General features: G+C 71.9%; 22 protein-coding genes and 3 pseudogenes. 10 read left to right on the forward strand and 15 right to left on the reverse strand.

Going from position 1 to position 24,733, the window contains the following annotated elements; translation table 11 throughout:
* Nucleotides 1-68: 68 nt before the first annotated feature.
* The 8 genes from BMZ82_RS20135 to BMZ82_RS20170 form a co-directional block, all read right to left on the reverse strand.
* Nucleotides 69-1,469 carry a nitrosuccinate lyase gene (locus BMZ82_RS20135; RefSeq protein ID WP_093777671.1) on the reverse strand — a complete coding sequence of 467 codons (1,401 nt, stop codon included), beginning with the start codon at nt 1,467-1,469 and terminating at the stop codon, nt 69-71.
* A complete protein-coding gene (locus BMZ82_RS20140; RefSeq protein WP_256252011.1) occupies nt 1,466-3,505 on the reverse strand; it encodes an FAD/NAD(P)-binding protein in 2,040 nt (679 codons plus the stop codon). The genes BMZ82_RS20135 and BMZ82_RS20140 overlap by 4 nt, the downstream gene beginning before the upstream one ends.
* Nucleotides 3,502-4,752: an FAD-dependent monooxygenase gene (locus BMZ82_RS20145; RefSeq protein WP_093777675.1), complete on the reverse strand. Its 1,251-nt coding sequence runs from the start codon at nt 4,750-4,752 to the stop codon at nt 3,502-3,504. Before BMZ82_RS20145 ends, BMZ82_RS20140 begins: the two co-directional genes overlap by 4 nt.
* A gap of 10 nt (nt 4,753-4,762) precedes the next feature.
* Nucleotides 4,763-6,337 carry a class I adenylate-forming enzyme family protein gene (locus BMZ82_RS20150; protein WP_093777677.1) on the reverse strand — a complete coding sequence of 525 codons (1,575 nt, stop codon included), beginning with the start codon at nt 6,335-6,337 and terminating at the stop codon, nt 4,763-4,765.
* A 66-nt stretch (nt 6,338-6,403) separates the two neighbouring features.
* Complete coding sequence (locus tag BMZ82_RS20155; RefSeq protein ID WP_093777800.1) at nt 6,404-6,964, reverse strand: SRPBCC family protein; 561 nt, start codon at nt 6,962-6,964, stop codon at nt 6,404-6,406.
* A gap of 170 nt (nt 6,965-7,134) precedes the next feature.
* The gene (locus BMZ82_RS20160; RefSeq protein ID WP_093777679.1) at nt 7,135-8,124 is read right to left on the reverse strand and encodes an NADPH:quinone reductase; all 990 of its coding nucleotides are present in this window, start codon (nt 8,122-8,124) and stop codon (nt 7,135-7,137) included.
* Between the two features lie 167 nt (nt 8,125-8,291).
* Nucleotides 8,292-8,960 (reverse strand): response regulator, encoded by a 669-nt coding sequence (locus BMZ82_RS20165; protein WP_177244572.1) that lies wholly within the window; start codon nt 8,958-8,960, stop codon nt 8,292-8,294.
* Nucleotides 8,957-10,168 (reverse strand): sensor histidine kinase, encoded by a 1,212-nt coding sequence (locus BMZ82_RS20170; RefSeq protein WP_256252012.1) that lies wholly within the window; start codon nt 10,166-10,168, stop codon nt 8,957-8,959. The genes BMZ82_RS20165 and BMZ82_RS20170 overlap by 4 nt, the downstream gene beginning before the upstream one ends.
* A gap of 179 nt (nt 10,169-10,347) precedes the next feature.
* Between BMZ82_RS20170 and BMZ82_RS20175 the strand changes: the two genes are divergently transcribed.
* From BMZ82_RS20175 to BMZ82_RS42710, 3 genes and pseudogenes are all read left to right on the forward strand, one after another.
* Nucleotides 10,348-11,319, forward strand: a complete 972-nt coding sequence (locus BMZ82_RS20175) for an ABC transporter ATP-binding protein (RefSeq protein ID WP_093777681.1) — start codon at nt 10,348-10,350, stop codon at nt 11,317-11,319.
* Nucleotides 11,316-12,335, forward strand: a complete 1,020-nt coding sequence (locus BMZ82_RS20180; protein ID WP_093777683.1) for an ABC transporter permease — start codon at nt 11,316-11,318, stop codon at nt 12,333-12,335. Before BMZ82_RS20175 ends, BMZ82_RS20180 begins: the two co-directional genes overlap by 4 nt.
* Before the next feature lie 150 nt (nt 12,336-12,485).
* Nucleotides 12,486-12,581: pseudogene (locus BMZ82_RS42710) on the forward strand (hypothetical protein); the annotation flags it as partial.
* Nucleotides 12,582-12,792: 211 nt separating this feature from the next.
* On the opposite strand, the pseudogene BMZ82_RS39510 reads toward BMZ82_RS42710, so the two are convergent.
* From BMZ82_RS39510 to BMZ82_RS42715, 3 genes and pseudogenes are all read right to left on the reverse strand, one after another.
* Nucleotides 12,793-12,994 (reverse strand): annotated as a pseudogene (locus tag BMZ82_RS39510) (amino acid permease); the annotation flags it as partial.
* A gap of 113 nt (nt 12,995-13,107) precedes the next feature.
* Nucleotides 13,108-13,689: an Rv1733c family protein gene (locus BMZ82_RS20190; RefSeq protein WP_093777685.1), complete on the reverse strand. Its 582-nt coding sequence runs from the start codon at nt 13,687-13,689 to the stop codon at nt 13,108-13,110.
* A gap of 40 nt (nt 13,690-13,729) precedes the next feature.
* On the reverse strand, nt 13,730-14,206 hold the full coding sequence (locus BMZ82_RS42715) for an STAS domain-containing protein (protein WP_093777687.1): 477 nt from the start codon (nt 14,204-14,206) through the stop codon (nt 13,730-13,732).
* Nucleotides 14,207-14,418: 212 nt separating this feature from the next.
* Here BMZ82_RS42715 and BMZ82_RS20200 point away from each other — a divergent pair, with 212 nt between their 5' ends.
* The 5 genes and pseudogenes from BMZ82_RS20200 (at nt 14,419) to BMZ82_RS20220 (ending at nt 18,574) form a co-directional block, all read left to right on the forward strand.
* Complete coding sequence (locus BMZ82_RS20200; protein WP_093777689.1) at nt 14,419-15,516, forward strand: zinc-dependent alcohol dehydrogenase family protein; 1,098 nt, start codon at nt 14,419-14,421, stop codon at nt 15,514-15,516.
* Complete coding sequence (locus BMZ82_RS20205) at nt 15,509-16,258, forward strand: helix-turn-helix domain-containing protein (RefSeq protein ID WP_093777691.1); 750 nt, start codon at nt 15,509-15,511, stop codon at nt 16,256-16,258. Before BMZ82_RS20200 ends, BMZ82_RS20205 begins: the two co-directional genes overlap by 8 nt.
* Before the next feature lie 37 nt (nt 16,259-16,295).
* Complete coding sequence (locus BMZ82_RS20210) at nt 16,296-16,742, forward strand: pyridoxamine 5'-phosphate oxidase family protein (protein ID WP_093777693.1); 447 nt, start codon at nt 16,296-16,298, stop codon at nt 16,740-16,742.
* Between the two features lie 498 nt (nt 16,743-17,240).
* Nucleotides 17,241-18,074: a universal stress protein gene (locus tag BMZ82_RS20215; protein WP_177244573.1), complete on the forward strand. Its 834-nt coding sequence runs from the start codon at nt 17,241-17,243 to the stop codon at nt 18,072-18,074.
* A 135-nt stretch (nt 18,075-18,209) separates the two neighbouring features.
* Nucleotides 18,210-18,574: pseudogene (locus BMZ82_RS20220) on the forward strand (hypothetical protein).
* A 375-nt stretch (nt 18,575-18,949) separates the two neighbouring features.
* Here the strand turns inward: BMZ82_RS20220 and BMZ82_RS20225 are convergent.
* The 3 genes from BMZ82_RS20225 to BMZ82_RS20235 form a co-directional block, all read right to left on the reverse strand.
* Nucleotides 18,950-19,429 carry a pyridoxamine 5'-phosphate oxidase family protein gene (locus BMZ82_RS20225; RefSeq protein ID WP_093777697.1) on the reverse strand — a complete coding sequence of 160 codons (480 nt, stop codon included), beginning with the start codon at nt 19,427-19,429 and terminating at the stop codon, nt 18,950-18,952.
* A gap of 107 nt (nt 19,430-19,536) precedes the next feature.
* Nucleotides 19,537-20,214 carry a CBS domain-containing protein gene (locus BMZ82_RS20230; RefSeq protein WP_256252013.1) on the reverse strand — a complete coding sequence of 226 codons (678 nt, stop codon included), beginning with the start codon at nt 20,212-20,214 and terminating at the stop codon, nt 19,537-19,539.
* A 108-nt stretch (nt 20,215-20,322) separates the two neighbouring features.
* Complete coding sequence (locus tag BMZ82_RS20235; protein WP_093777699.1) at nt 20,323-20,724, reverse strand: hypothetical protein; 402 nt, start codon at nt 20,722-20,724, stop codon at nt 20,323-20,325.
* A gap of 336 nt (nt 20,725-21,060) precedes the next feature.
* Between BMZ82_RS20235 and BMZ82_RS20240 the strand changes: the two genes are divergently transcribed.
* Nucleotides 21,061-22,788, forward strand: coding sequence for a sensor histidine kinase (locus BMZ82_RS20240; protein ID WP_177244574.1), 1,728 nt, complete (start codon nt 21,061-21,063; stop codon nt 22,786-22,788).
* A 79-nt stretch (nt 22,789-22,867) separates the two neighbouring features.
* Nucleotides 22,868-23,488, forward strand: coding sequence for a universal stress protein (locus BMZ82_RS20245; protein ID WP_093777701.1), 621 nt, complete (start codon nt 22,868-22,870; stop codon nt 23,486-23,488).
* A gap of 118 nt (nt 23,489-23,606) precedes the next feature.
* On the opposite strand, the gene BMZ82_RS20250 is transcribed toward BMZ82_RS20245, so the two are convergent.
* Nucleotides 23,607-24,611, reverse strand: a complete 1,005-nt coding sequence (locus BMZ82_RS20250) for an Acg family FMN-binding oxidoreductase (RefSeq protein WP_093777703.1) — start codon at nt 24,609-24,611, stop codon at nt 23,607-23,609.
* Nucleotides 24,612-24,733: the final 122 nt, after the last annotated feature.

The raw sequence follows: 24,733 nt of genomic DNA on the forward strand, positions 1-24,733 counted from the left end.
GGCTGTGCGGTGGGTTTCGGCCCACCGCACAGCCGCCTCCGTATGCGCGACCGCCTTGCCCCCGTTCTTCAGGAACGGTCGGGGCGGTCGGGGCGGTCGCGCAGTGCGTGGTCGACCAGCGTGCCGGCGGCGCCGGTGTAACCGGCCGGATCGCACAGCTCCGTCAACTCGGCTTCGTTCAGGCCCAGTTCGGGTACGTCCCGGAGGACTTCGGGCAGGGTGCGGCCCGTCTCCTCGGCCTCCTGTGACGCGGCGTCGAGCAGCTTCCTGGCCGTCTCGCCGCCCCACGTGGGTGCCAGTGCGGACACGATCCGCTCGGCGCTGGTCCTGGCCCCGGTCAGCTCCAGGTTCGTCCGCATCCGCTCCGGCCGCACCCGCAGCCCCTCGGCGAGCTGTACGGCGGTGTGGGCCGCGCCCCCGGCCAGCCGCAGGCACTCGCGCAACGGCTGCCACTCGGCGTGCCAGGCACCCGCCGACCGCTCGTCCTCGGATATCAGACACTGCGTCAGGATCGTTGCCATCGGCGGGACTTGGAGCGCAGCGCTGCGCAACAGGGTGGCCAGTACCGGGTTGCGTTTGTGGGGCATGGCCGAGGACCTGCCCCGGCCGGGCGCTGCCGGTTCGGCGACCTCGCCGACCTCGGTCCGCACCAGCGACTGCACATCGACGGCCAGCTTGCCCAGCGCCCCGGCGGTGAACGCCAGGGCGGCCCCGAGATCGGCCATCGGCGAGCGCAACGCATGCCAGGGCAGCACCGGTCGGGCCAGCCCGGTCTCCTCGGCGAAGGCCGCGACCAGCCGCCCGGGATACGCGTCGGCCGCCGCCCCGGTGAGCGGGGCGGCGGCGAGATAGCCGGCCAGGGTGCCGGCCGCTCCGCCGAGCGACACGGGCAGCGCCGCGTCCACCGCGTCGAGCCGCTCGGCGGCGTCCAGTACGAGGTGCCGCCAGCCCGCCGCCTTCAGCCCGAACGTCGTGGGCACCGCGTGCAGGGCCAGCGTGCGGCCCGCCATCGGGGTGTCCCGGTGCTCGGCGGCCAGTCGGGCGAGCGCGTCGGCGGTGCCCCGGAGATCCGCCCGGACCAGCGCCAGCGCCCGGCGCGCGACCAGCATCGCCCCCGTGTCGAAGACGTCCTGGCTGGTGGAGCCCCGGTGCACGTACTCGGCGGCCGCCGGATCCAGCGCCCGTACCGTTTCCCGGAACGCCGCCACCAGGCCCACCACCGGATTGGCGGTCTCGCGCGCCGCGACGGCGAGCGCCCGCAGCTCGAGCCGCTCGGCGCGGGCCGCCCGGGTGATCGTCTGCGCCGCACCGGCCGGGACCGCGCCGAGCCGCGCCTGCGCCCGGGCGAGCGCGGCCTCCGCGTCCAGCATGGCCTGCAACCAGGCCAGGTCGCACACGGCCGCCTCGACGGGGGTCCCGGCGCGCACGGGCGAGAGGAGCCCGGCGTCGATGAGGACGTCGTCGTTCATACGATCACCCCCGTGAACCGGCTGTTCCCGGCCACGGCAGGCCGCGCCGGTGTCTCGCGGGCCGGGGCCAGCGCGAGGACCGCGCGGGCGATCGCGTCGGCGTCGCCCAGGGTCACCGAGTCCACGCCGGGGCGGACCCCGGCGGCGGTGACCCAGTGCACCGACTCGGTCGGGACGCCGTAGGCGAACCGGCGCGGGTGGGGCCGGCCCTGTCCGTCGACGAGCCGGCCGGGCCGCTCGGTGACGGACAGGCCGCCCGTCTCGTGGCGGACGCCGCACTCCCCGTCGACGTGGAACGGACGGCACTGCTCGGTGAGGAACAGGTGGCGCAGCAGCGGGTCGGCGGTGCGGCGCAGGTCGGGCGGGGGCAGTCGGGCCTCGATGAGGTGCCGGGACCGTATCGGCGGGCCGGGCACGACGGTCGACCGGGCGACGAAGGCGGGGCGGTCGGTGTCGACGCGGATCTGGGTGCCGGGGCCGGTGAGTTCCAGGATCCCCGCCTCGATCAGCGCGATCATCTCCTCGGTCCGGGTCACCGGGGGGCCGATGGAGAGGAACGCGTTGAGCGGGGTGAACCAGCCCTCCAGCTCGTCGAGATGCGAACCGCCCTCCAGACCGCCGTGGTCCACCACCAGCCGGACTTCGTTGCGCAGGTCCCGCAGGACGTCCAGCGCCGCCTTCAGCGGGCCGCTCACATTGCCCGCCCGCGCCTCCCGCACGTCCTGCGCCAGGTAGTCGAGGAGCCAGTCGCGGAAGTCGTCGCGGTCGGCGAACGTCCGCCCGTGGCAGGGCCGGGCGAGACGCTCCCAGTCCCACCGGTCGGCGGGAGCGATGCCGAGGCCGTCGTGGTCTTCGTCGTCCAGGAGCGCCGCCCGGCGGCGCGGCGGCGCGGACAGATAGCGGTCGACGAACTCCTCCGCCCGGGCCGCCGTCGCCCCGCGCGCGGCCAGCAGCGTGCCGTAGTAGACGGCCTCCACCTCCGCCGCGACGAGCGGCCACACGTCGGCCCGGAACCGCACCCGCTCACCGTCGCGGGACCGGTCGCGCAGCGCCGCGATCACCTCGGGCGTGAGCAGCCGCGGGGTGTGCCGGCCGAACGCGCCCTTCTCGTTCTCCCCGCGCGCGTGGTAAGGCACCCCGCGCCGGGAACTGGCGTACAGCCGCGGCTCGCGCCCGGAGGGCCGGTACACGAGCCGGTCCCCGACGCCGTCCCTGACCCGGTCGAAGGTTCCGCCGCGCCCGACGGTGAACAACGCCATGTAGTCGAAGAAGTTGAGGCCCAGGCCGCGCAGCAGCACCGGCTCGCCCGGCTCGACGCGGCCCGTGTCCACGTCGGCGGGATTGGCCGGCGGGACGTAGGCGAGGTGGTGGATACGGGCCAGGCTCGCCGTCCGTTCCTGGCGGGGCGTCAGTTGCGCGGGGAGATGCCCCTGCGCCAGGACGACGGCGTCCAGGTCGTGGATCCGGGTCCCGTCCGCCAGCCGCACCCCCTGGGGCCCGCCGGGCACGCCGTGCGTGTCCGCCATCGCGACGGCGCGCGAGCGGTGCACCGTGACGGTGACGTGCGCCGGGGCCCGCGCGACCACCCGCCGGAAACAGTCCCGCAGGTAGTGCCCGTAGAGGGCACGGGTGGGGTACGAGTCCGGGCCCAGCGCCCGGGCCTCGGCGACGACTGTCTCCTCGTACCCGCCCGGTTCCTCGCGGCGGGCCAGGCCGGCCGCCCACTCGTACAGGCTGGGGCCGGGCTCGATCGGGCCCTCGGTGCGCGTCGACGCGTCGGTGAAGACGGTGATCTGGGACGCCACGGTGTTGGTGAGCAGATGCCGGGACTGGTCGGTACGCCAGACGGCGCCCGCGCCCGGCGGGGCCGGGTCGACGACGTGCACGGTGACGGACGCGTGCGACGGCGCCGTCCGCTCGTTGGCGCACAGCCGCTCCAACAGGCACAGCCCGCGCGGTCCGGCGCCCACGAGACACACCGCCAAGTGCCCTTCGTCGTACCCCTCGTTGCGCCTCTCGTTCATGGTCACGCTCATCGGCGGACTCCCGCCGTGCCGAACTCGCGGGCTCCGTGCATCCAGGCCACATGGTCGTGCAGGGCCGTGCCGGACAGGGCCGACAGCATCTCGTTCCTCGCTTTCGCTTCGGCTCCGGCCGGGTGCCACAGCCGGGTGCTCGCCCGGGCGGCGTGGGTGATCCGGGCGGTGCGCTCGTGCCGTACGGCGTGGTACTCCTCGAACCGTTCGGGGACGGCATCCGTGTCCTCGTCCAGCAGGTCGCCCAGGACGACGGCGTCCTCCAGGGCCTGGCAGGCGCCCTGGGCGGCGTAGTGCAGCATCGGGTGGGCTGCGTCGCCGAGGAGGGCGACGCGGCCGTCGGTCCAGCGGTCCACCGGGTCCCGGTCGACCAGCGACCACGACCGCCAGTCCTCGCCCAGGGCCAGCAGCCGCCGCGCCGTCCCGTCCAGGTCGGCGAACGCGCGCCGCACCCGATCCCGGTCCACGGCGACCCCGGTGAACGCCTCGGTGACCCCGTTCTCGACGCTCGGGGCGAGATTGAGATACCGGCCGCCGGCGATCGCGTAGTGCACGAAGTGCCGGCCCGGCCCCGCCCACCAGGTCACCGCGTTCCAGCGCAGCTCCTCGGGGACGCGCTCCATCGGGATGACCGTCCGGTACACGGTGATGCCCGCGACGCGCGGCGCGCCGTCGCCGACGAGCTGTCGTCGGATCGCCGAGCGGATGCCGTCGGCGCCGATCACCGCGTCCCCGGCGACCTGACCGCCGTCGGCCAGCAGGACGGTCGCGCCGGAGTCGTCCTGCCGGTAGCCGGTGGCCCGGCTGTCGGCCCGCAGTTCGATCGCGGGCGACCGGCGGCAGGCGTCCAGCAGCAGCCGGTGCAGCTCGGCGCGGTGGACGACGACGTACGGATTCCCGAACCGGCTCCGGTAGACGCCGGTCAGCGGCATGCTCGCCACGTGGTCGCCGGTCACGCCGTCCATGAACCGCAGCTCGTCGATGTGCACCGCACGGGCACGCACGGTGTCACCGAGCCCGAGCCGGTCAAGAGCATGCAGCCCGTTCGGCGCGAGCTGAATCCCGGCCCCGATCTCCGCGAACTCGCTGGCTTGCTCCAACACGATGACCTGGTGGCCGTCGCTGTGCCTGGCACCGTGTCCGGCACTGTGCTCGGCCCGGGGCCCGTCCCTGTTTCCCGCTCGGGTGATGGCGAGGGCTGCTGCCAGGCCGCCGATGCCGCCTCCGACTATGACCGTCCTTGTCATGCCGGCGCCCCTACTCGCCCGGACCGGGTGCCGCGGGCAGGCGCTTGGCGAGTTCGAGGCGCTTGATCTTCGTGGTGGCGGTCTGCGGGAGGTCCGTCAGACGCCACTGCACCGGTTCCGCCATCGCCGGCAGCCCGGCCACCGCGCCGCGCCACGCCTCCCGGTCGAGGGGCTTGTCGTCCTTGGTGCACACCACGGGGACGGCGGTGCCGCCCGCGTCCGGGATGATGATCACCTCGGTCAGTTGGGCCAACTTCGCGAACAGGGCGTCCTCGACGGCGAGCGTGGAGCCGAACCCCGGGATGAGATCGACCTCGCGGTCGAGCAGGTGCAGACACCCCCACCTCGTCCGGTAGCCGACGTCGCCCATCCGCCACCACCCGTCGCTGAGCTGCCGGTCGTAGCGCTCCTGCTCGCCCAGGTACGTCTTGATACGTCCGTCGCTGCGCACCTCGATGTACCCCGGGTTGGACTCCGACGGCGGCTGCCCGTCGCGGCTGACCACCCGCACGTCGGTCATGCCGGGGAACGGCCGGCCCACACAGCGCCCGTCCGCCTCCGGGGCGTGCCGCCGGGTGAACGCGCGCACCACCGTGGGACCCACCTCGCTCTGCCCGTAGAGCTGCCCGAAGAGCGGCGCCCGGCGGCGCGAGGCGTGCAGCAGCCGGTGCACGGTACGCGGATGGATGGCGTCGAACGTACTGCTGAACAGCTTGACGTTGCCCAGCGGTTCACGCGGATCGTCCGCCAGACTCTCCCACCGCATGAACGTGTTGGGATGCGCCTCCAGGATGCCCGGCCGGATCCGCGCGAAGAGATCGCCCGCCCGCACCGGATCCGCGTCGGACAGCACCAGGATCGGGAAGCCCTTCAGCAACGAGATCGCCAGCGCGGTGAACAGCCGCGAGTGGACGAACGACACGTGCATCGCGATGGGTTCGCGCCCCCGGACGACCGGTTCGATCGCCAACCGCTGCGGACGGTAACGGGCTTGCAGCGTCCGGCCCGTGTGCACCGCCAGCTTGGGCACGCCGGTGGTCCCGGACGTGTGGGTGATCAGCGCCGGATGGTCGGCGGGCACGGTCACCGCGGCGACCCGGCGGACACCGGCGAAGTCCTCCAGTTCCACGGCGCGTTCGTGGTGACCGGAAGTGAGCAGGACGCTCTCCGCGAGGTCGAACACCGACTCCGGCAGCGACCCCTCCAACGTGACCTGGTCGGTGACCAGGTGCGGCCGGTCCGCGCGCCGCATCAACTCGGCCACCGTGTCGCCGTCGAGCTGCGGCGACAGCAGTACGGGCACCGCGCCGATACGGCTGATCGCGCAGGCCAGCAGCGTGATGTCGAAACTGTCGGACTTGTGGACGACGACACGGTCGCCGGGCTTGACCGTCGCCTCCCAGAGCCGCGAGGCCAGGTCGGCCACCAGATCGGCCAGCTCCGGCACGGTGGCCCGGCGGCCCAGGTCCGGGGCCAGGTCGAGATCGTGGTCGAGGATCAGCACGTTCGCCGGATGCCGGGACGCCGCACGTTCGAAGAGCGTCCCCAGCCGGATTCCATGGTTCGCAATGCGCTGCAACAGCATCTGTCCGCCTTCGCTTCTTCTCGCTCAGTCCTTCTGGATCGGTTCATCCGGATCTGTTCTTCCGGATCAGTTCTTCTCGATGACCTGCTTGATCCGCTGGACCGTGGCCGTGAGGTCCGCGGTGAGCTTGGCCGTCCAGTCCCGGAAGAACGTCTGCCGCTGCGCCGGATCCATGTCGGCGGTGATGCCACGGATGCCCTCGGTGGGCCTGCCCATCCAGAAGCGGTGTACGAGGACGCAGCCGCCGTCGCCCGCCGCCCGCAGCTCGAACGACCAGACGCTCTCCTGCCGTTGCCCGGCACGGTCCCGGATCGCCCAGCGGATCACCCGCCCCGGCTCGGCCTCGACGATCTCGGACTCGGTGCTCCACTCGCCGCGCACGACGGGCGCCCACGCGACGACGTCCTCGGGCCGGTGGTTCTCCCCGCGGAACACCGCGCCCACCGTCGCCGGGGTGCCGGAGATCCACTGCCCGCCGGTGCACTCGACGCTCCACTCGCCACTGCGTGGCAGGTCGCTGACGGTGGCGTACACGTCGTCCGGCGAGACGGCGATCCGCGTTTCGGCGCTGACCTGGAAGAGGGGAGTGTTCTGGGGCGCGGTGTTCTCAAGTTCGGTAGCAGTCATGGCCGGAAGCGTCGCCAGTTGCACGGAACCCGGTCAACGGAACCCGGCCGGGTCCGTCAAGTCGACGGGGAGGAAGGGGAGTACGGCAGGGCATGCCTGAACATCCGCTGTGCTGTGAAGTATTGACGGACAGTCAGACATGGTCCGGTAAGTGGGCGGCCAGACAGGCTTCAGACGGCGTCGAGGTCCGGGCGCAAGACGACCCGCCTGCCGTGCAGTTGGCCCCGTTCCAGACGGGCGTGCACCTCGGCGGCGGCGCTCAGCGGGGCTTCCTCGACGGACCGGGACCGCAGCCGCCCCCGCGCCAGCAGCCGGTTCAACGTGCGTGCGGCGTCCGCGAGTTCGGCGGTCGTGGCGCGCGAGATGACGAACCCGGTGACGGACCCGTCCTTGAGATAGAGCGGCCCCACGGGAAGCACGGGACGCGACCGGAGACCGGCGAGCACCACGACCCGCCCACGGAAGGCGAGCAGGTCGACGACGGTCTCCAGGTCGTTCCAGCCGGCCGCGTCGACGACCAGGTCGAACCCGTCGGGAGCGAACTCCCGGCACCGGTCGGCGAGTTCGGGATCGCGGTAGTCGACGAACCCCTCCGCCCCGAGGCCCCGGCAGTACTGCTCGTCGTCGGCGCGGGCGGTCGCCAGCACCCGCGCGCCCGCCTCGGCGGCGAGGACGACGGCCGCGCCGCCCACGTTCCCGCCGGCGCCGACGACGAGGACGTTCTCCCCGGCACGCAGCGCGCCACGGGTGAACAGCGCGAGATACGCCGTGGCCGCCGGATGCAGCACGGGCGCCGCGTCCGTCGGGGAGACCCCGTCCGGCAGGCGGTACAGCCGGTCGACCGGCACCACCACCCGCTCCGCCGCCGCCCCCTGCCGTCCACCGTGACCGAGACTGTTGCACCACACGACGTCCCCCACGGCGAAGCCGCTCACCCCCGCGCCGGTGGCGGCGACCGTGCCGACCACGTCCCGTCCGACGACGAACGGAAAGGTCACCGGCGTCCGCCAGGCCCCGGAACGGACGAAGGTGTCCACCGGGTTGACCGTCGTGGCGACGACGTCGACCACCACGTCGGTCGGCCCCCCGACGGGCGGGGCAAGTTCACCGAACCGAATACCGTCCGCCGACCCGAACCCCTCTATATACGCAGCCTTCATGTACGCAGCCTTCATGGCGCGCATGCTGCCACGGGCCCGGCACCGCAGACGGCCGACGCCGAGTCACTTTGTCACCAACGCCAGCTACCAGCGACGGTCACCAGCGCCAGTCACCAGCCGCCGTCACCACCGCCTGTCGTCGGCGCCCCGCGCCGCCCCGCGACCCGTCAGGCCAGCCCCGCGTAGTGCACGGTCAGCGCGATCTGCACCCGGTTGGTGAGCTCCAGCTTGGTGAGAATGTGCGAGACATGGGCCTTGACCGTGGCCAGGCTCATGTACAGCTCGGCCGCGATCTCCGCGTTGGTCCTGCCCTGCCCGACCGCCACCGCGACCTCCCGTTCCCGCTCGCCCAGCCGGTCGAGTCGGACGCGGGCCTCGTGCGACTCCGGCCGCCAGTCCGCCCCGCTGCTCCGGGTGACCCGCGCGATGAGCTGCTCGGTCACCGCGGGGGACAGCACCGGCTCACCCGCCGCCACTCTGCGCACCGCCGTGACGATCTCGGCGGGCGGGGTGTGCTTGAGCAGGAAACCGGCCGCGCCGGCGCGCAACGCGCCGAGGACCTGTTCGTCGTCCTTGAACGTCGTCAGCATCACGACGGCGGGCGGCTCGGGCCGGGCACGGAGCAGCCGGGTCGCCGCCAGGCCGTCCACGCCGGGCATCCGGATGTCCATCAGCACCAGGTCGGGGGCGTGCTCGTCGACCAGCGCGGGCACCTCGCCGCCGTCACCCGCCTCGGCGACGACCTCGATGTCGTCCGCGCCGCCCAGCATCAGGCGGAGTCCCGCGCGGACCAGCGGGTCGTCGTCGACGAGCAGCACACGGATCATGCGGATCATGGGGGCCAGGGTAGCCAGGCCCGCAGTACGTAGTCCGCGTCGGCCCTGCCGTGGCTGAACCTGCCACCGGCCAGCGTGACGCGTTCCGCCAGGCCGATCAGCCCCTGCCCGGCACCCGGGATGCCGTCGCGCGCGGCACCTCGTCCGGCCGGATTGGACATCTCCAGAGTGAGCCCGTCACCGGGCCCGCCCGCCACCGTGATCCTGACCGGCGAACCCTGGGCGTGCTTACGGGCGTTGGTCAGTCCTTCCTGCACGAACCGGTAGGCCGTGAGCCCGGCGACCCCCGTCGGCCCGCCGCCCGCCTCGACGCCGCCCGTGTCGAGGTCGACCCGCATGTCGAGGTCGACGCGCATACCGGCGTCCTGCGACTCCTCGACCAGGTCGGGCACGTCGGCAAGACCGGTCCGCGGCGGCCGGGCCCCGTCCACGAGAGAGCCCTCGGCCGGTGAACGCAACACCTGGAGCACCACCTGCAGATCCTCCAGCGCCTGGTGCGCGCTCTCCCGGATCACGGCGGCGGCGCGGGCGGTCTCCCGCGCGGACACCCCGGAGTTGAACTCCAGCGCCCCCGCGTGGACGCTCAGCAGGGACAGCCGGTGGGCCAGGACGTCGTGCATCTCCCGCGCGATGTCCTCCCTGGCCTGCCCCTGGGCCCGTCGCACCCGCAACACGGCCTCCGCCTCGGCCCGTTCGGCGCGCTCGCCCAGGGAGCGGACGAACAGCCCCCAGCCGACGGCGGCGGCGATCAGCACCGCCACGATCACCGCGTTCGCGATCCGCGTCCCGGAGGCGTAGGGGTTCAGTACGAAGTAGACGGGCAGCGGCAGCAGCGCCGACCCGGCGACGGCCAGGATGGTGCGCGGCGGCCTGAGGGCGGCGACCGTGAACAGCGCCACGACCAGAGGCACCACGGCCGGACTGACGATCGCGCAGGCCACGGCCACGCCCGCGACGACGGTCGGCCACCGCCTGCGCCACCCCAGCAGCCCGATGGCCACCAGGGAGACCGGGTTCACCTCCCAGGAGATCCCGGACAGCGCCGGCAACGACAGGCTCAGCGTGCCGAACGGCCATGTCCCGGAACCGAGTTCAGGACCCAGCGCCAGATTCCCCCTGCTCTGGACGGGGGAGAGGGCCGCCGACAGCACCAGGGCCAGCACGACGACGCCCAGGTCGATGACTTTCTCACGCCGGTAACCGCTCACGAGCGCAAATGTAGAGCGGCGGCCGAGGGCTGCCCAGAGACTTTGGTCTAGCGACCGCGGTACGCCTTTGGTAGGCGCGAGCACCGACTTTGCGCCGAAGCCACCCGCAGACCGGCACTTCTAGCGTTCAGGAAGTCACCCCGCACGTCTTCCGCACGCCTCCCACGAAGGGCCCGGCCTTGAAGAAAAGCCGCACCACGACCGATCCGACGACCGGCGCCCTACGAGGCACCCCGCCCCCGGCGCTGGAGGCGGTGGGACTCGGCAGGCGCTACAAGCGCGGCTGGGCGCTGCGGGACTGCTCGTTCCGGCTGCCGGCCGGCCGGATCTGCGCGCTGGTCGGCCCGAACGGCGCCGGCAAGACGACCCTGCTGTCACTGGCCGCCGACCTGCTGGAGCCCAGCACCGGCACCGTCCGGCTGGGCGGGCACGCGGCGCGCTCCGCCGAGGCGCGGCAGCACACCGCGTTCCTCAGCCAGGAGAAGGCGCTCTACCCGCGCTTCCGGGTGTCCGAGACCCTGCGCATGGGCCGTGAACTGAACCCGACCTGGCACCAGGAGACCGCCGAACGCATCATCGCCGCGGGCGACGTCCCGATGGACGCCAGGGTCGGCACCCTGTCCGGCGGCCAGCGCACCCGGGTGGCCTTCGCCCTCGCCCTCGGCAAGCGGCCCCGGCTTCTGCTGCTCGACGAACCGATGGCCGATCTCGACCCGCTGGTCCGGCGGCAGATGATGGACACGCTGATGGCGGCGGCCGTCCAGCACGGTTCCACCGTCGTGATGTCGTCCCATCTGGTGTCCGAACTCGAGGGCGTCTGCGACTTCCTGGTACTGATCGGCAACGGCACGGTCCGGCTGGCCGGCGACGTGGACGAACTGATCAGCGCCCACCGCACGGTCTCCGTCCCCGACGCGCAGGCGGCCCGGCTGGTGAACCTGCCCGGCCAGACGACCGTCGAGACCCGCAGCGAGGCCGGCCGCACCACGGCCCTGATCCGCCCCCGAGGCCCACTCCCGGCGGACACCGACCCGACCCTCCCCACCCTGGAAGACCTACTCCTGGCCCACCTACGAACGGACGACGTCCCCCCGCTGATCACGGCCACCGCCACCGCCCGCCCCGTCTCCCACCACGAGGTGAAGGCATGACCACACTCACGCGATCGACCAGGTCAGGACGAGAATCAGGATCCGGATCAGGACTACGACTGCGGGGTCTGACCTGGCTGATCTGGCGGCAGAACAGGCTGGCGTTCTGGATCGGACTCGGTGTAGCGGCGGCGATCTCGGTGTACGCGATCGTCCGGCACCAGGAGATGGTGACCGCCATCGCCGACGGACACCTCGACGCCTGCCGGGGCGCGACGATCGGGGCCGGCGACTGCTCGCACAAGCTCACCGCCTTCTCGCAGACCCACCAGTTCCCGATGCGCCGCCCGCTCCAGGCGATGCTGGCGCTGCCGTTGATCTTCGGCATCTTCCTGGGCGGCCCCCAACTGGCCCAGGAACTGGAGTCCGGCACCTACCGCACGGTGTGCACGCAGTCCGTCACCCGGCTGCGCTGGTTCGCCGCCAAACTGGCGGTCCCCGTGACCCTGACGGTCCTGATCAGCGGGGTGATCGCCGCCGCGATGACCTGGTGGTGGCAGCCGGCGGGCCACCTGCTGGGCAGCTCGTTCCCCTGGTACCAGTGGTACCCGTACGACGGTATCGGCCCCGTGGTGGTCGGCCTGTCCGTACTGTCCCTGCTCATCGGCGTGACCGCGGGCCTGATACTGCGCCGCACGGTCCTGGCGATGGGCGCGACGGCGGTCGTGAGCGTGGGCGCGCTCTACGTGCTCGACTCGGTCCGGCCCCATCTGCTCCCGACCACGAAGCTGACGGTCCAGCACGCCGTCGACACCGCCGCCCCGCCGAACGCCTGGGTCCTTGCCGAAGGCGCCGCCGACGCAGCCGGCCGACCCGTACCGGACGTCCTCGACTGCTACACGACCGACGACTACACCAAGTGCCTCGCCGAACACGGCAGAACCGCCCGCTGGGCAGAGTTCCACCCCTCCTCCCAACTCTGGCCCCTCCAATGGACCGAAACCGCCCTCTGCCTCCTACTGGCAGCCGCCCTCACAGCCCTGTGCGCCTGGTGGATCCGCCGCCACCTGTCCTGAACCCCTGAAACAACCACTGCAACCAGTGGACGCAACGCGCGGGCCGGATGAGCAGGCTCGTCTTGAGCCAGTCGGAGACTTTTCGGGGGACCTCTTGCCGAGGCGTGCCTGCGTAATGCGGTTGTCGCCGTCGCCGACCAAGCCGGCTCCGCCGACATGTACAACCTCACCGTCGACGATCTCCACACGTACTATGTACTCGCCGGAAATACGTCGGTTCTCGTGCATAACAGCGGTCCGGGCTGTGATCTGTTTCCCAATTCAATGCCAGGAACTCTCGACAGGGAGCTCGCCCTGGCGGACAGGATGGGCGTTACGCCTTCCGGCGTTGGATCTGCGGGCTTTGATTCCGCAGTCAGTTCTCACCCGAGGGGCCCCGGTGCGAGCGGCTGGCGAGGCTGAGAGTGCTGGCTCATCGGGAGACGGGTTCTTTGGGTCGGATATCAACAACCACAGTGGTCGCTTCCTGCCGTCGAGTGAGAGTCTGCGAGGCCGTCGCGTTGCAGTAGGCCACGACGGCGGCCAGGGCCGGCGCGAGCAGCAGTCCGGAACCGGCGGTGTCGGCCGCCGGGCCGAGGGCCGCGAAGATCCCGGCTCCGATCATCGACCCCAGGCCAGCCGATCACCACGGCATCGGACAGGTCCAGACGCCGTTTCATCTCACCCGTGCCCGCCGGGCTCTCTCCGTGTTCATCGCGTGCTCCTCCTCGTACCCGGCGCACGGTAGCCGAGGAGCCGAGGAGCCGAGGAGTAGAGGTGGCATTGCCGGGCATCAGAGGGTCTTGCGGCCCCAACTCGGCCCTACAAGCTGCCACTCCCTGTCCCAGGAGTCGATACGGCGCCGGTCCAGCCGGTACCGTGCGACGGCTCCGGTGCCGAACGCCAGGCCGGCGAAGGCAAGCGTGGCGGTCAGGCCCAGGGCGGCGGATTCGAGAGTCGCTTCCTTCGAACTCGGCGGCTCGATGGTGAAGCTGCCGGCAGAGTCCACCCAGACCTCGACCTTGGATCCGGCCTTCTGCCCTGTGTCCACCAGCGCGCTGCCCGTGCGGCGGGTGCCGTCGGCGGTCGTCCGGCGGACCTTCGCCTTGATCAGGCCGCGCGCTCCGCCCGGCGTCGAGTTCGCGGGCGGGGTGTCCGTGAGGAGCACGGCCTGAACGGTGTGCCGCTCGGTGCGCTGCGCGGCGAACACCTCGTCGGCGGCGTGGAACGTCACCAGGCCGGCGAGTGCGCCGCCCAGCACGATGACCGCCCACATGACCAGGACGATCCGGGCCTCGACGATGTCGTCGTGTCGGCGCAACGGGTTGTTCCGTAACCGCCACAGCCGCTTCTTCAGACGCCTGTTCCTGCCCATGAGTCCGCACCTCCTCATCGTGTTCGTCCCTTCGAAGGTGTCAGTCGGGAACATGGCGTCGCTTGGGCCGAACAGGGGCTGTGGAGTACCCCATCGGCACTGCATGCGGCACCCGGGTGGGCCGCTCAGCCCGCTGTGGCGGAGGTGCCGCCGACTCCGGCTTGGCGGCAAGGGCGTGCGGCAGCCGTGCGTGGATCTCGAAGACGCCGCCGAGTCGGGCGTGGCGCAGGATCCGCAGGAAGCCGGTGTCCCCGGTGACGAACCGGAGCCGTCCGCCGCGGGCCGCCGTCCGGTTCCGCGCCCGGCACAGCACACCCAGCCCCGCGCAGTCGATGAACGACACGGAGCGCAGGTCCAGTACGAGATCGGGGTGGGGACCTGCGGTCAGCATGTCCAGGCGCGCCGACAGCGGCTGCGCCGTGAGGAGGTCGATCTCACCGGACAGCGCCACGACGGTCGTCCCGCCGAGCACACGTTCCGAGGAGCGCAGGGCGGCGGTGGTGTGGATCTCGGTCATGGTGCGAGCCAACCGGCCAGGTGGTCCCGCCCGGAAGGGCCGACCAGCCCCGTCCACCTGTTCGACCCGGGCCGTTCGGCCCACCCCACGGACGCCGGGGCGTAACGAGCCCGTCCGGCCGGCCTATGAGGGCCGACCGGCCCAAGCCAGGACCGACGGACCCGGACACCCTGGACACAGGGGGGCAGCCGACCGTACGAGGAAGGAACGTCATGAAGGGCTTCGTCTTCCACGGCGCGGGCCAGTCGTCCTGGGACACCGTCCCGGATCCCGGCATCAAGGACGCCACCGACGTGATCGTGCGCGTCGACGCCGTCACCATCTGCGGAACGGACCTGCACATCCTCAAGGGCGACGTGCCCGAGGTGCGCCCCGGCACCGTGCTCGGTCACGAGGCGGTCGGCGAGGTCGTGGAAGCGGGCTCCGACGTGCGGACCGTACGGCCCGGGGACCGGGTCCTGGTCTCCTGCATCACCGCCTGCGGGCGCTGCGCCTACTGCCGCAAGGCCACGTACGGGCAGTGCCGCGGCGGCGGAGGCTGGATCCTCGGCCACCTCGTCGACGGCACCCAGGCCGAGTACGTGCGCGTCCCGCACGCCGACCTCTCCGTCCACCCACTGCCCGGCACGCTGGACGCCAAGGACGCCGTCCTGCTGGCGGACATCTTCCCCACCGGGTACGAGGTGGGCGTGCTCAACGGACAGGTGCGTCCCGCAGACACCGTCGCCGTCGTCGGAGCGGGCCCGGTCGGACTGGCGGCGATCGCCACCGCCCGCCTGTTCTCACCCGAGCGCGTCGTCGCCGTGGACCTGGCCCCCGCTCGGCTGGACGCGGCGAAGCGGTTCGGCGCCGACAGCGTCGTGGATGCCCGCGAGACCCCCGAGGAACTGATCGCCGACGTCACCGACGGGCTCGGCGCCGACGTCGTCATCGAGGCGGTCGGCGTGCCGGAGACCTTCGAACTGTGCACCCGCATGGTGCGCCCCGGCGGCCACATCGCCAACGTCGGCGTACACGGCAAACCCGCGACCCTGCACCTCGAAGACCTGTGGATCAAGAACATCACCATCACCACGGGCCTGGTCGACACCCACTCCACACCCACCCTGCTGCGCATGGCCGCGGCCGGCCGGCTGCCCACCGGCGCGCTGGTCACCCACACCTTCCCGCTGGAGCGCATGGAGGAGGCGTACGACGTCTTCGCCAAGGCGGCCGACACCGGCGCCCTCAAGGTGGTCCTCGGCGGGACCCGGCACGAGGAAGTCGCCGTCCAGGCGGCAGGACGAAAGGACGTGACCAGCCATGCCTGACCCGTTCCCGCTGAGCATGACAGAGGGCTCACCCGCGGGTGACCTCGGACGCCGGATCGCCGTACGGCGCACGGCACTTGACCTCTCCCGCGAGGAGACGGCCGACCGGGCCGGCGTGGCGGCGAGCTACCTCCAGTACCTGGAGGAGTTCCCCGGTGCCGCGCCGGGCCGGGGCGTTCTGCTCAGGCTCGCCGAGGTGCTGCAGACCACCGTGACCGATCTCGCCGGAGGCACCGGGGACCAGACGCCCGGTGCGGGGCGGGCCGGTTTTGACCCCGAGTTCACCGCGCTGACCGTCCAGGAGTGCCGCGAGCTGCTGTCCACGAAGGGGGTGGGCAGGGTTGCGATACCCACCGTTTCGGGACCCGTCATCGTCCCCGTCAACTACAGCGTGGTCGACGGCGCGATCGTCTACCGGACCGCTCCCGGCGCGATGCCGTCCCGGGCGGCGGGCTGCCAGGTGACCTTCGAGATCGACCGTATCGACGAGGCGTTCGCGGAAGGCTGGAGCGTGCTGGCGCTCGGCCGGGCGCGGACCGTGACCGACGCGGACGACGTGCGGCGTCTGACGGAACACGCGTTCAGCACACCGTGGGCCGGCGGCCAACGCGAGGAGTGGATCCGCATCGACGCGCTGAGCCTCACCGGACGCCGGATCACCACGCGCCAAGGGACCTTCGCCGAGGCGAGCGGGACCGATGGCCCCTCACCCGTCAAGCCTGCGGCGCGAAACATGGAGTGACACCCGTACACAGACCCGGCGAGAGACGGACTGGCTGATGTATTCCAACGACGGATTCCGCGAACTGGAACCACACGAGTGCCTGCGCCGGCTGGCCAAGGTGCCCGTCGGCCGCATCGTCCACACTCGCCAGGCCCTGCCCGCCGTCCTGCCCGTGAACTTCTCCCTGGACCACGACGGGGCGGTGCTGCTGCGCACCTCCGCGGCCTCGGAGCTGGTGCGCGCGATCGACGGCTCGGTGGTCGCCTTCGAGGCCGACGAAGTCGATGCTGTTGCGCACTCCGGCTGGAGCGTCGTCGTCACAGGGTCGGCCACCGTGGTGACCGACCCGGGCGAACACGAACGCCTGACCCGGACCGGGCCGTCCTCCTGGGTGCCCTCGCCCCAGGAGGTCTTCGTACGGGTCGAACCCGAGCTGGTGACGGGACGTGAACTCGTCGGCGGGCACTCGCTGTACGGGGTCGATCTCACCGACGCGACCTGACGACCGGAGCCCGTTCCTCCGGCGGCCTGTCCGTAAAACCTCAGCCCCAGCGAAGGGCACTACCGCCGAGTCCACCTCGGCGCATTCGCTCAAGTGCGCGTGGGTCTGGTCGGCGAGCTGGTCAGGACGCACCCGGCGCAGTTGGGCCGCGAGGCGCTGCGCGAGACGGGGCTGCACCTGACCGGCTCGGAATCGCCGGGCGCGTTCGCCGAGCGACTCATCGACCGGTCCGCCGCCGTCCGTGACCAAGCTTGCAGGTTTCTCATCGGTGAGCCCACGTGCGTCAGATCTCCCCCTTCTCCCTTCGTCCGTGAGAGAACGACCCCTGGACCGTACGGCCCGGCAAGAAGGGGCCGTACGGCATGTCATCAGGTTCCCGTGGTCCCTGCCCTGACCCGTCCGCGCCGGACGAGCATCGTCATCGGAGCCGTTGTGCGTCCTGGCGGCCCCTTCCCGCCGAACAGGGTGAGCACGCAACAGCCAGAAGGGAAAAGGGACATGACTCTCCATCATGTGGTCGTCGGAGTGGACGGTTCGCTCGTCTCGGTCCGGGCATTGGACTGGGCCGCGGACGAAGCCGCGCGCCGCGGCGCCGAACTGCGTGTCGTGTACGCCGTGCCCGACAGCGACGAGTCCGGCCCGGTCCTGGCGTTGGCAGTCACGCGCCTCACCGCACGTCACCCGGAACTGTCGGTGGTGACCAGGGGTGCAGTGGGTGGTCCGGTGCGCACGCTCGTGCGGGAGAGCGAGGGCGCTGATCTCGCCGTCGTGGGGACCCGGGGCATGGGCGGTATCGCTGGCCTGCTGTTCGGCTCGGTGAGCCTGCGCCTGGCCGCGCAGGTGCGCAGTCCGTTGCTCGTCGTCCGCGGCGACCACCGCTGCGACGACGGCCGGCCCGTGCTGCTCGGCCTGGAGGGCGACGGCGACGAGGACGCGGCCCGCTACGCCTTCCAGGAGGCCGAGCGGCGCGGTGTTCCGCTGCACGTCCTGCACTCCTGGACCCACCGGCACGTCACCCCCGAACTGCCCTCACTGCTCCCGGCGGTGAGCCCGGACCAGGGTCAACTCGCCCAGCAGGCGAGGGCGGAGGAGTCCGTACCGCGCTTCAGCCTGGCCCGGCTGAGCGAGCGGCACCCCGTTGTCCAGGTCGAGAGCCGTACGGTTCGCACCGGGCCGGCGCCCGCCCTGCTGGAGGCCACGCGCGACTGCGCCCTCGTGGTCGTCGGCGCACACCACCGCACACACCGGTTCGGCCCGCGGCTGGGGCCGGTGGCGCACACCCTGCTGCACCGCTCCCACTGCCCTGTCGTAGTGGTGCCGATCGCCAAGTGACCCGGCAGACAGGGCCGTTCGGGCCCTCGGCCGGGACCTGCAGCCCCTCCGCCGCCACCGCCCGCCGCGAGACATCGAGGGTGCGACGAGAGTCGTCGGATCCCAAGCGTCGTTCCTTCGAAAGGGATGAGCAGCATGGCAGTCCAGAACCACCCCCAACACCACACACGATTCCGCTTCCCGTCCTTCCACCGGACCGGAACGGCACAGGTCACCACCGACACGACGGCGGCGACCGCTGCGACGCGTGCCTACGCGTTCGCGTCGTTGCGTCTGCTGACGGGGTTCGTCTTCCTGTGGGCAAGGGCTTCCTGAGTTCGGTGGCGGCGGGTCCGATGGAGTCGACGTTCCATGACTGGGCCGGTGCGGGCTGGGCGAACTGGCTGTTCATGCTCGGTCTGCTGGGCGTCGGTATCGCGCTGGTGTCCGGTGTCACCTGGGGTCTCGGCAAGCTCTGGACCACGCTCCCCATCGTCCGCGACCACAACTGGCTGAAGTAGACAGCCGGTTACCCGTCGCGACCGGGGTGCCACCGCCAACTGGCGCTGGCACCCCGGTCATTGGTGTTCCGTCATGTACCGTCACCGTCGGCGTGGACGGCTTGACCGAACGCCTTGCTGTTGCCGACTGGGGCCGCCCGCGAGACGGCTTCCTGTTGCGACGTCGTAGTCGGCCTCGATTGCGGCGAACTCCACGATCCCGTAATCGAGTTCGCCTTAGAGTCGGCCGACCGCGGCGTGGGAGCCGGTGACCGGCGTCCCCAGTGGTGGTTCCTCATGGCTGACGCGCACTTCGTGGGGGCGGCGAGCGGTCGATATGGGCAACCGTGCTCGCCCGTCCGAGACTCGGACAGGCAGGCACCGGAGAGGCTGGTGTCAGGCTTCGGCCGGCTGGTCGACGGGGACGAGCAGGAGCCCGGTGACCAGGTCCGGGTGGATGCGGACCGCGTAGTCCATCGGCTGCCGCACCCAGGGGCGCAACAGCGCCTGATACCGGGCGAGTTCGCGGGCGTCGGTGACCAGGTGGGCGTATCCCGTGACCACCACGCTCCAGCCGAGGTGGGTGTCGGGGTCGATGGCGTCGGCTTCGTAGGCCACGACGACTCCCGGGCCGTCGGCCTGGAGTGTGCGCGAGGTCAGGGCCGCGCCCTCGTGCGTGCGGATGACGATGTTCCCGTCGTCCACGATGTGGTTCACGGGGCGGATGGTCGGCAGTGCCTGGCGGGTGAAGGCGATCCTCCCCATCGGCACACTGCCCAGCAGCCGCAGTGCCTCCGCGCCGTCGATCTCGACGGTCCGGCGCGACGGCTCCGAGGCCGGGGCCTCGGGATGCCTCGCGACAGGTTTTTCGCTCACTGCTCGATGTCTCCGGCCTGCGGCCCACCGGACCACCCGGGTGGCGGCCGGTGGGTGGGGCGTCTGGGGTTGATCAGGCCATTCCAGGCGTTCTGGTGCTGGTCGGGCTAGGGCCGTTCGGCCCTGGGGCGTGTCCGATCGGCCCTTTGCTCCGGAGCCTGCCGGGCCGGTGGCGGGCCGTCGTCGACGTGGTGGGTGAGGCCGTTGACCATTCCGGCGACTCCCTCCAGTCGCCACACCGCCCGGATCGCCTTCGGGACGTCGCTACGGCGCTCCTCCGGCCCGGTCAGGGTGACCAGACCGTCGCGGACGAGCACGGTGACGCTGTCGGGGGCCAGACCGAGAGCGCCGACCAGGACGTCGTCGATCACTTCACGGCGGATGTCCGTGTCCGTGCGGAGGAAGACCCGGAGCAGGTCGCGGCGGGTGGCGATGCCGATCAGGCGGTCCTCCTCGTCGACCACGGGCAGCCGTTCGATGCCACGGCGTTCCATCACCCGCGCGGCGTCCGGGACGGGCTGCTCCGGGTGCACGGTGACCGCGGGCGTCGACATCAGGTGCTCCGCCGTGGCGATGCGGCCCTCTCCGTCGCGCGCCCTGCGTGCCTGCTCGCGCACCAGATCGGTTCCGGAGACCACACCCGGCACCTTGTCGTCGTGGTCGACGACGGGCACCCCACTGATGCGGCGCCGCTCCAGCAGCCGGACCACTTCCCTGAACGGGGTCATGGGATGCGCCCGGACGACGTCGCTCGTCATCACTTCACCGACGGTGTGGGTCTTCACGGCACTTTCCTCCTTCACCTGCGCCGGAGGGAAACGGCCGTCCAACTGCCGTGTCCGGAGCGGCCGTTCCTTTCGTGCCGGGCGACGGGCAGTCGCCCGCAGCATGCTTTACGGATCCTGCCGACCGTCCGCCGGGCCGCCGCGCCACGGAGGCGGTGTGGCCGACCTGCGGGCCGTGTCCTCGCGGTGCACGACCCGGTCCAGGCGGGTGCGCAGCCGGTCCTGCAGCCGGTCCGCGAGCTCGTGCGCGCTCGCCTCCCGCGCGTGGACGACGAGAAGATCGCTCCCCACCCGGATCTTGGCCCCGGCCGACCACGGCTGGTCGACGTGGTGCGCCGCGGCCCTGGCGATCCGCACCTCGCCGCCGACGGGCGCGAGCCCCGGGCGGTCGAGGACCGCGCTCAGCTTGGCCCGCAGGTAGGTGAGTGCTTCCGCGTCCACGTCCCCCTCGGTCCGTACCTGTACGGCGGCCGGCGAAGGGGTCTGGCTGCCGTTGTCCTTGAGCGTCATCTGCTCCACTCCTTTGATCGTTCGTCAGCAGTTCCAGACTGGCCCTGGTACCGCGGGCGCGTACAGGGCCGCCCGGCCCTGTACGCGGGCCAGTGGGTCCCGTTTCCGTGTCGTCGAACCAGATGGTCAAGGACGGCGTCGAGTGGTGTGGTCAGGCGGTCGTCGCCGTCAGGACGGGTGCCGCCCGGAGAGGAGGGCCGGTGATCGAGTTCTCGGGTCCCGGAACATTTCTCCAGGTGCTTGATCCCCGTATCCTCACCGGCGCGGGGCCGCTACCGTGGCACATGACCGGAGCGGTAGGCCGGCGGTGTGTTGAGGCGAACTGGAGGATCACCGGTGGGAAGCCCTGAGGAGTCCCGCGTGGCCCGGGTCCGGCTGCCCCAGTTGAAGATGGACGAGCTGCTGGAGGAGCTTCAGGCCCGCCTGGACACGGCTCGGGGTACGCGCGACCGCGTGCACAGTCTGCTGGAGGCCGTCCTCTCGGTGGGCCGGGAGCTGGAAAAAAAACAGGCACTGCACGGCATCGTGGAAGCGGCGGCGGTCCTGGTCGACGCCGAGTACGCCGCGCTCGGCGTGATCACCCCGGACGGCAAGGCACTGTCGGCCTTCCACACCGTCGGTGTCACCGAGGAGCAGATCGCCGAGATCGGCCCCTATCCGCAGGGCCACGGCATTCTGGGCGAGCTGATCCGTCACCCCGAGCCGCTGCGGCTGACGAAGATCTCCCAGCACTCCGCCTCGTACGGCTTCCCGGCCAACCACCCGCCGATGAACAGTTTCCTCGGTGTCCCGATCCGGGTGCGCGACCAGGTCTTCGGCAACCTGTATCTGACCGAGAAGCACGGCGGAGCGCAGTTCGACGAGGACGACGAGTCGGTGCTGTCGACGCTGGCCGTCGCGGCCGGTGTCGCGATCGACAACGCCCGCCTCTACGAGGAGTCGCGACTGCGCGAGCGCTGGCTTCAGGCGAACGCCGAGATCACCCACGGGCTGATGTCCGGCGGTGCGCGTACCGACGTCCTCGCCCTGATCGCCGAGCGGGCCGGCGAGATCACGGGATCCGCCCTCGCGGCGGTGGCGCTGCCGATGGAGGACACCGGGTCGCTTGCCGTGGAGATCGCCGTAGGGATGGACGCGGAGGCGCACCAGGGGCTCGTGCTGCCTCTGGACCGCAGCCTGATGGGGCTGGCGTTCTCCAGTGCCGCTCCCGTCACCAGCGCGGACGTGGGCAACGACGGTCGCATCTCGCTGGATCCACCGCGCTTCGGGGGACTCGGTCCCGCCGTGGCGGTGCCCATCGGTACGGCAGAGGCGGGTGTGCGCGGTGTCGTCCTGCTGGCACGAGAGGCCGGGCGACCGCCCTTCTCGGCGACGGAGACCGAGACCCTCCAGGACTTCGCCGCCCAAGCGGCCGTCGCCATGGAACTTGCCGACCACCGTCGGGACGCGCAGGAGGTCGCCGTACTCCAGGACCGCGACCGCATCGCCCGGGACCTGCACGACCTCGCCATCCAACGGCTGTTCGCCACCGGCATGACTCTGCAGAGTGCGGGCCGTTTCATCGAGCACGAGGAGGCCGCCGAACGCGTGGTGCGGGCGGTGGACGACCTGGACGAGACGATCAAGATCATCAGGTCGACCATCTTCGGCCTGCGGGCCCGTGACGGCGGCGCCGGGACGGGGCTGCGGGCCCGTGTCGTGCGCGCGGTCGGCGAGGCCTCTCCCGTGCTCGGCTTCGCACCCAGCGTCCGTATGGAGGGCCTGGTCGACACCGACGTGCCCCGGGAGACCGCCGACCACGTGATCGCCGTACTGTCCGAGGCACTGACCAACATCGCCCGGCACGCCCGGGCCGACCGCGCCGACGTTGCCCTGATGACCGACGGCCGCGAAGTACGCCTGTCGGTCACCGACAACGGCGTGGGCATACCGGCCGACGGCCGACGCAGCGGGCTGCGGAACATGGAGGAGCGGGCCGAGCAGCTCGGCGGAGCGCTGGAGTGGACCACTCCGCCGGAGGGCGGCACCGCACTCGTGTGGAAGGTGCCGGTGACCGGGAAGTAGGCACCGCTCTGCCACCGTGGATCGCCCCAAGCCCTGGCCGGGCCGCGAGCCCAGGACGTCATGCGGTTGCTGCATCCCCATGCCCGGCGCACCGGCGAGGGCCCAGCGCGTTCTCCGCCGGTCAGCCCTTGTACGGGCCCGAGGGGCGGAGTCGCACCGCGCGTCCCTGGCCGTCGTCGGAAGCAACGCCACACGTGGGCACGGCACCCTGCGCGACGACTCGCTCGCCGGGTGTCTGTCCGCCCGCGCGTCGGGTCCGCTGCTGGTGGTGCGCGGCAGGCCGAACCCGGCCGGCCCCGTGCTGCTCGCCGTCCACGGCACGTCGACACTCCGTGAAGCCGCCGAATTCGCCTTCGCCGAGGCCTCGTTGCGGGGAGCCGACGTGGTGGCCGTGCATCTGCGGCATGCCGCCGCCACACGGCCGCAGAGCGGGTCCACCACCACCGTGGCGGACGACGACGAGGACCTCGCGCTCGCCGAGACCCTGTCCGAACCGCGCAAGCGGTACCCGGACGTCATCCTGCGCTGCCGTCGGCCCCAGGGCCGATCCCGCCGATCCCTCGTCGAGGCCAGCGGCGACAGCCAGCTCCTGGTGGTCGGCGTGCGTAGCTGGTCCCGGTTCGGAGGCGGCCTGCTGGACCCGGTCGGGCGGACCGCCCTGCGCGAGGCCGACTGCCCCGTCGCCCTGGTCCGCTGCTAGTCCCCGATGGACGTCCGAAACAGAGAGTGGCCGGTGGAGCGCCAGAGGGTGTTCTCCCGGCCACTCGCACGTGCGACGGGCGACCCGATCCAGGGCCGTGGCCTCGGACGGCGGTCGTTCAACGCGCGGCCACACCCGGCACGGCGGTCGGCCGTGAACTCTGCTCCAACGACTGACCCACCGACCGGCGCGGCGAGGCGGGCCCCTGCCTGCCGTAGCCGAGGCGGAGCACCATCTGTGCGTGCTGCCGTTGGCCGTCTGGGAGGTGCTCGCGCAGGTCGGGCCACTCCAGTGCCTGATGGAGGAGGGATGCCTTCACACCGTGGGCGGTGGCCACCAGCAGGACGCGTTCGAGCGCCTCTCCGGCGCGCAGCCAGTCGGTGCGGCGGTCGTGGAGGGTGGACAGTACGGCGATGGAGGGCCGCTTCTCGAAGGGGCGGGCGGCGACTGCCGTCGGGTTCCGGTGGGCGCCGAAGTCCCGGACGGGTATCTGCTCCCGGAAGTCCTGCGGGCCGATCGCCTCCGGTGGCATGCCGAACGACTCGGCGTCGGGAGGGTGGACCCAGCGGCGGCTCTCCACGGCCCGGCCGGTGTCCGCGGTGTTGCGCTGCTCCGCCTCCCGGGTCAGCCGCAGCAGCCGGTCGGTCCTCGTGGGGCCGGGGAGTTCCAGCACGGAGCCTTCCGCGTGGGCGGCTTCGGTCAGTTCGGTCAGGACGGAGGCGGGCACCGGCCGGTCGGAGAACGGGAAGCGGCTGCTGTGCCGGCGCCACAGGGCGTCGTAGAGATGTGGGGTTGTGGGCGGCCGGGTGGTTCCGGCGAGTCGTACGGTGGCGAGCAGGTCCGGTTCGGCGGGCCGGGGGAGCCGCCGGGTCACGGGCTCCCAGCCGCAGTGGGCCACCGCGACGCGCAGGTTGAACAGCGCGCAGCCGACCGAGATGTGCAGGGCGCGCCCCGACGGGTCGGTGTGCCGTAGACCGCGTTCCGCGACCGCCCGGATCTCCAGCGTGACCGTGTCCGGGTCGAGCCGGAAGCGCCAGGGCTGGGTGTTGTGGATCGAGGGCGCGGCGACGGACGCCGCGATCAGCGTTTCCAGGGTCGGGACGTCGAGAACCGTGCTGGACATGGGGTCTCCTCCCCGCCCCGCGCCCGAGAGGCGGCAGAGCTGTTGGCTGTGCCTGTCCAGCGTGGTGCTGCGGGGAGGGCCGGGGGAGGGGCCGTACGGCCTGGGGTCGCGCCGGACGGCCC

It is taken from the genome of Streptomyces sp. yr375 (genome assembly GCF_900110755.1).
Lineage (GTDB): Bacteria > Actinomycetota > Actinomycetes > Streptomycetales > Streptomycetaceae > Streptomyces.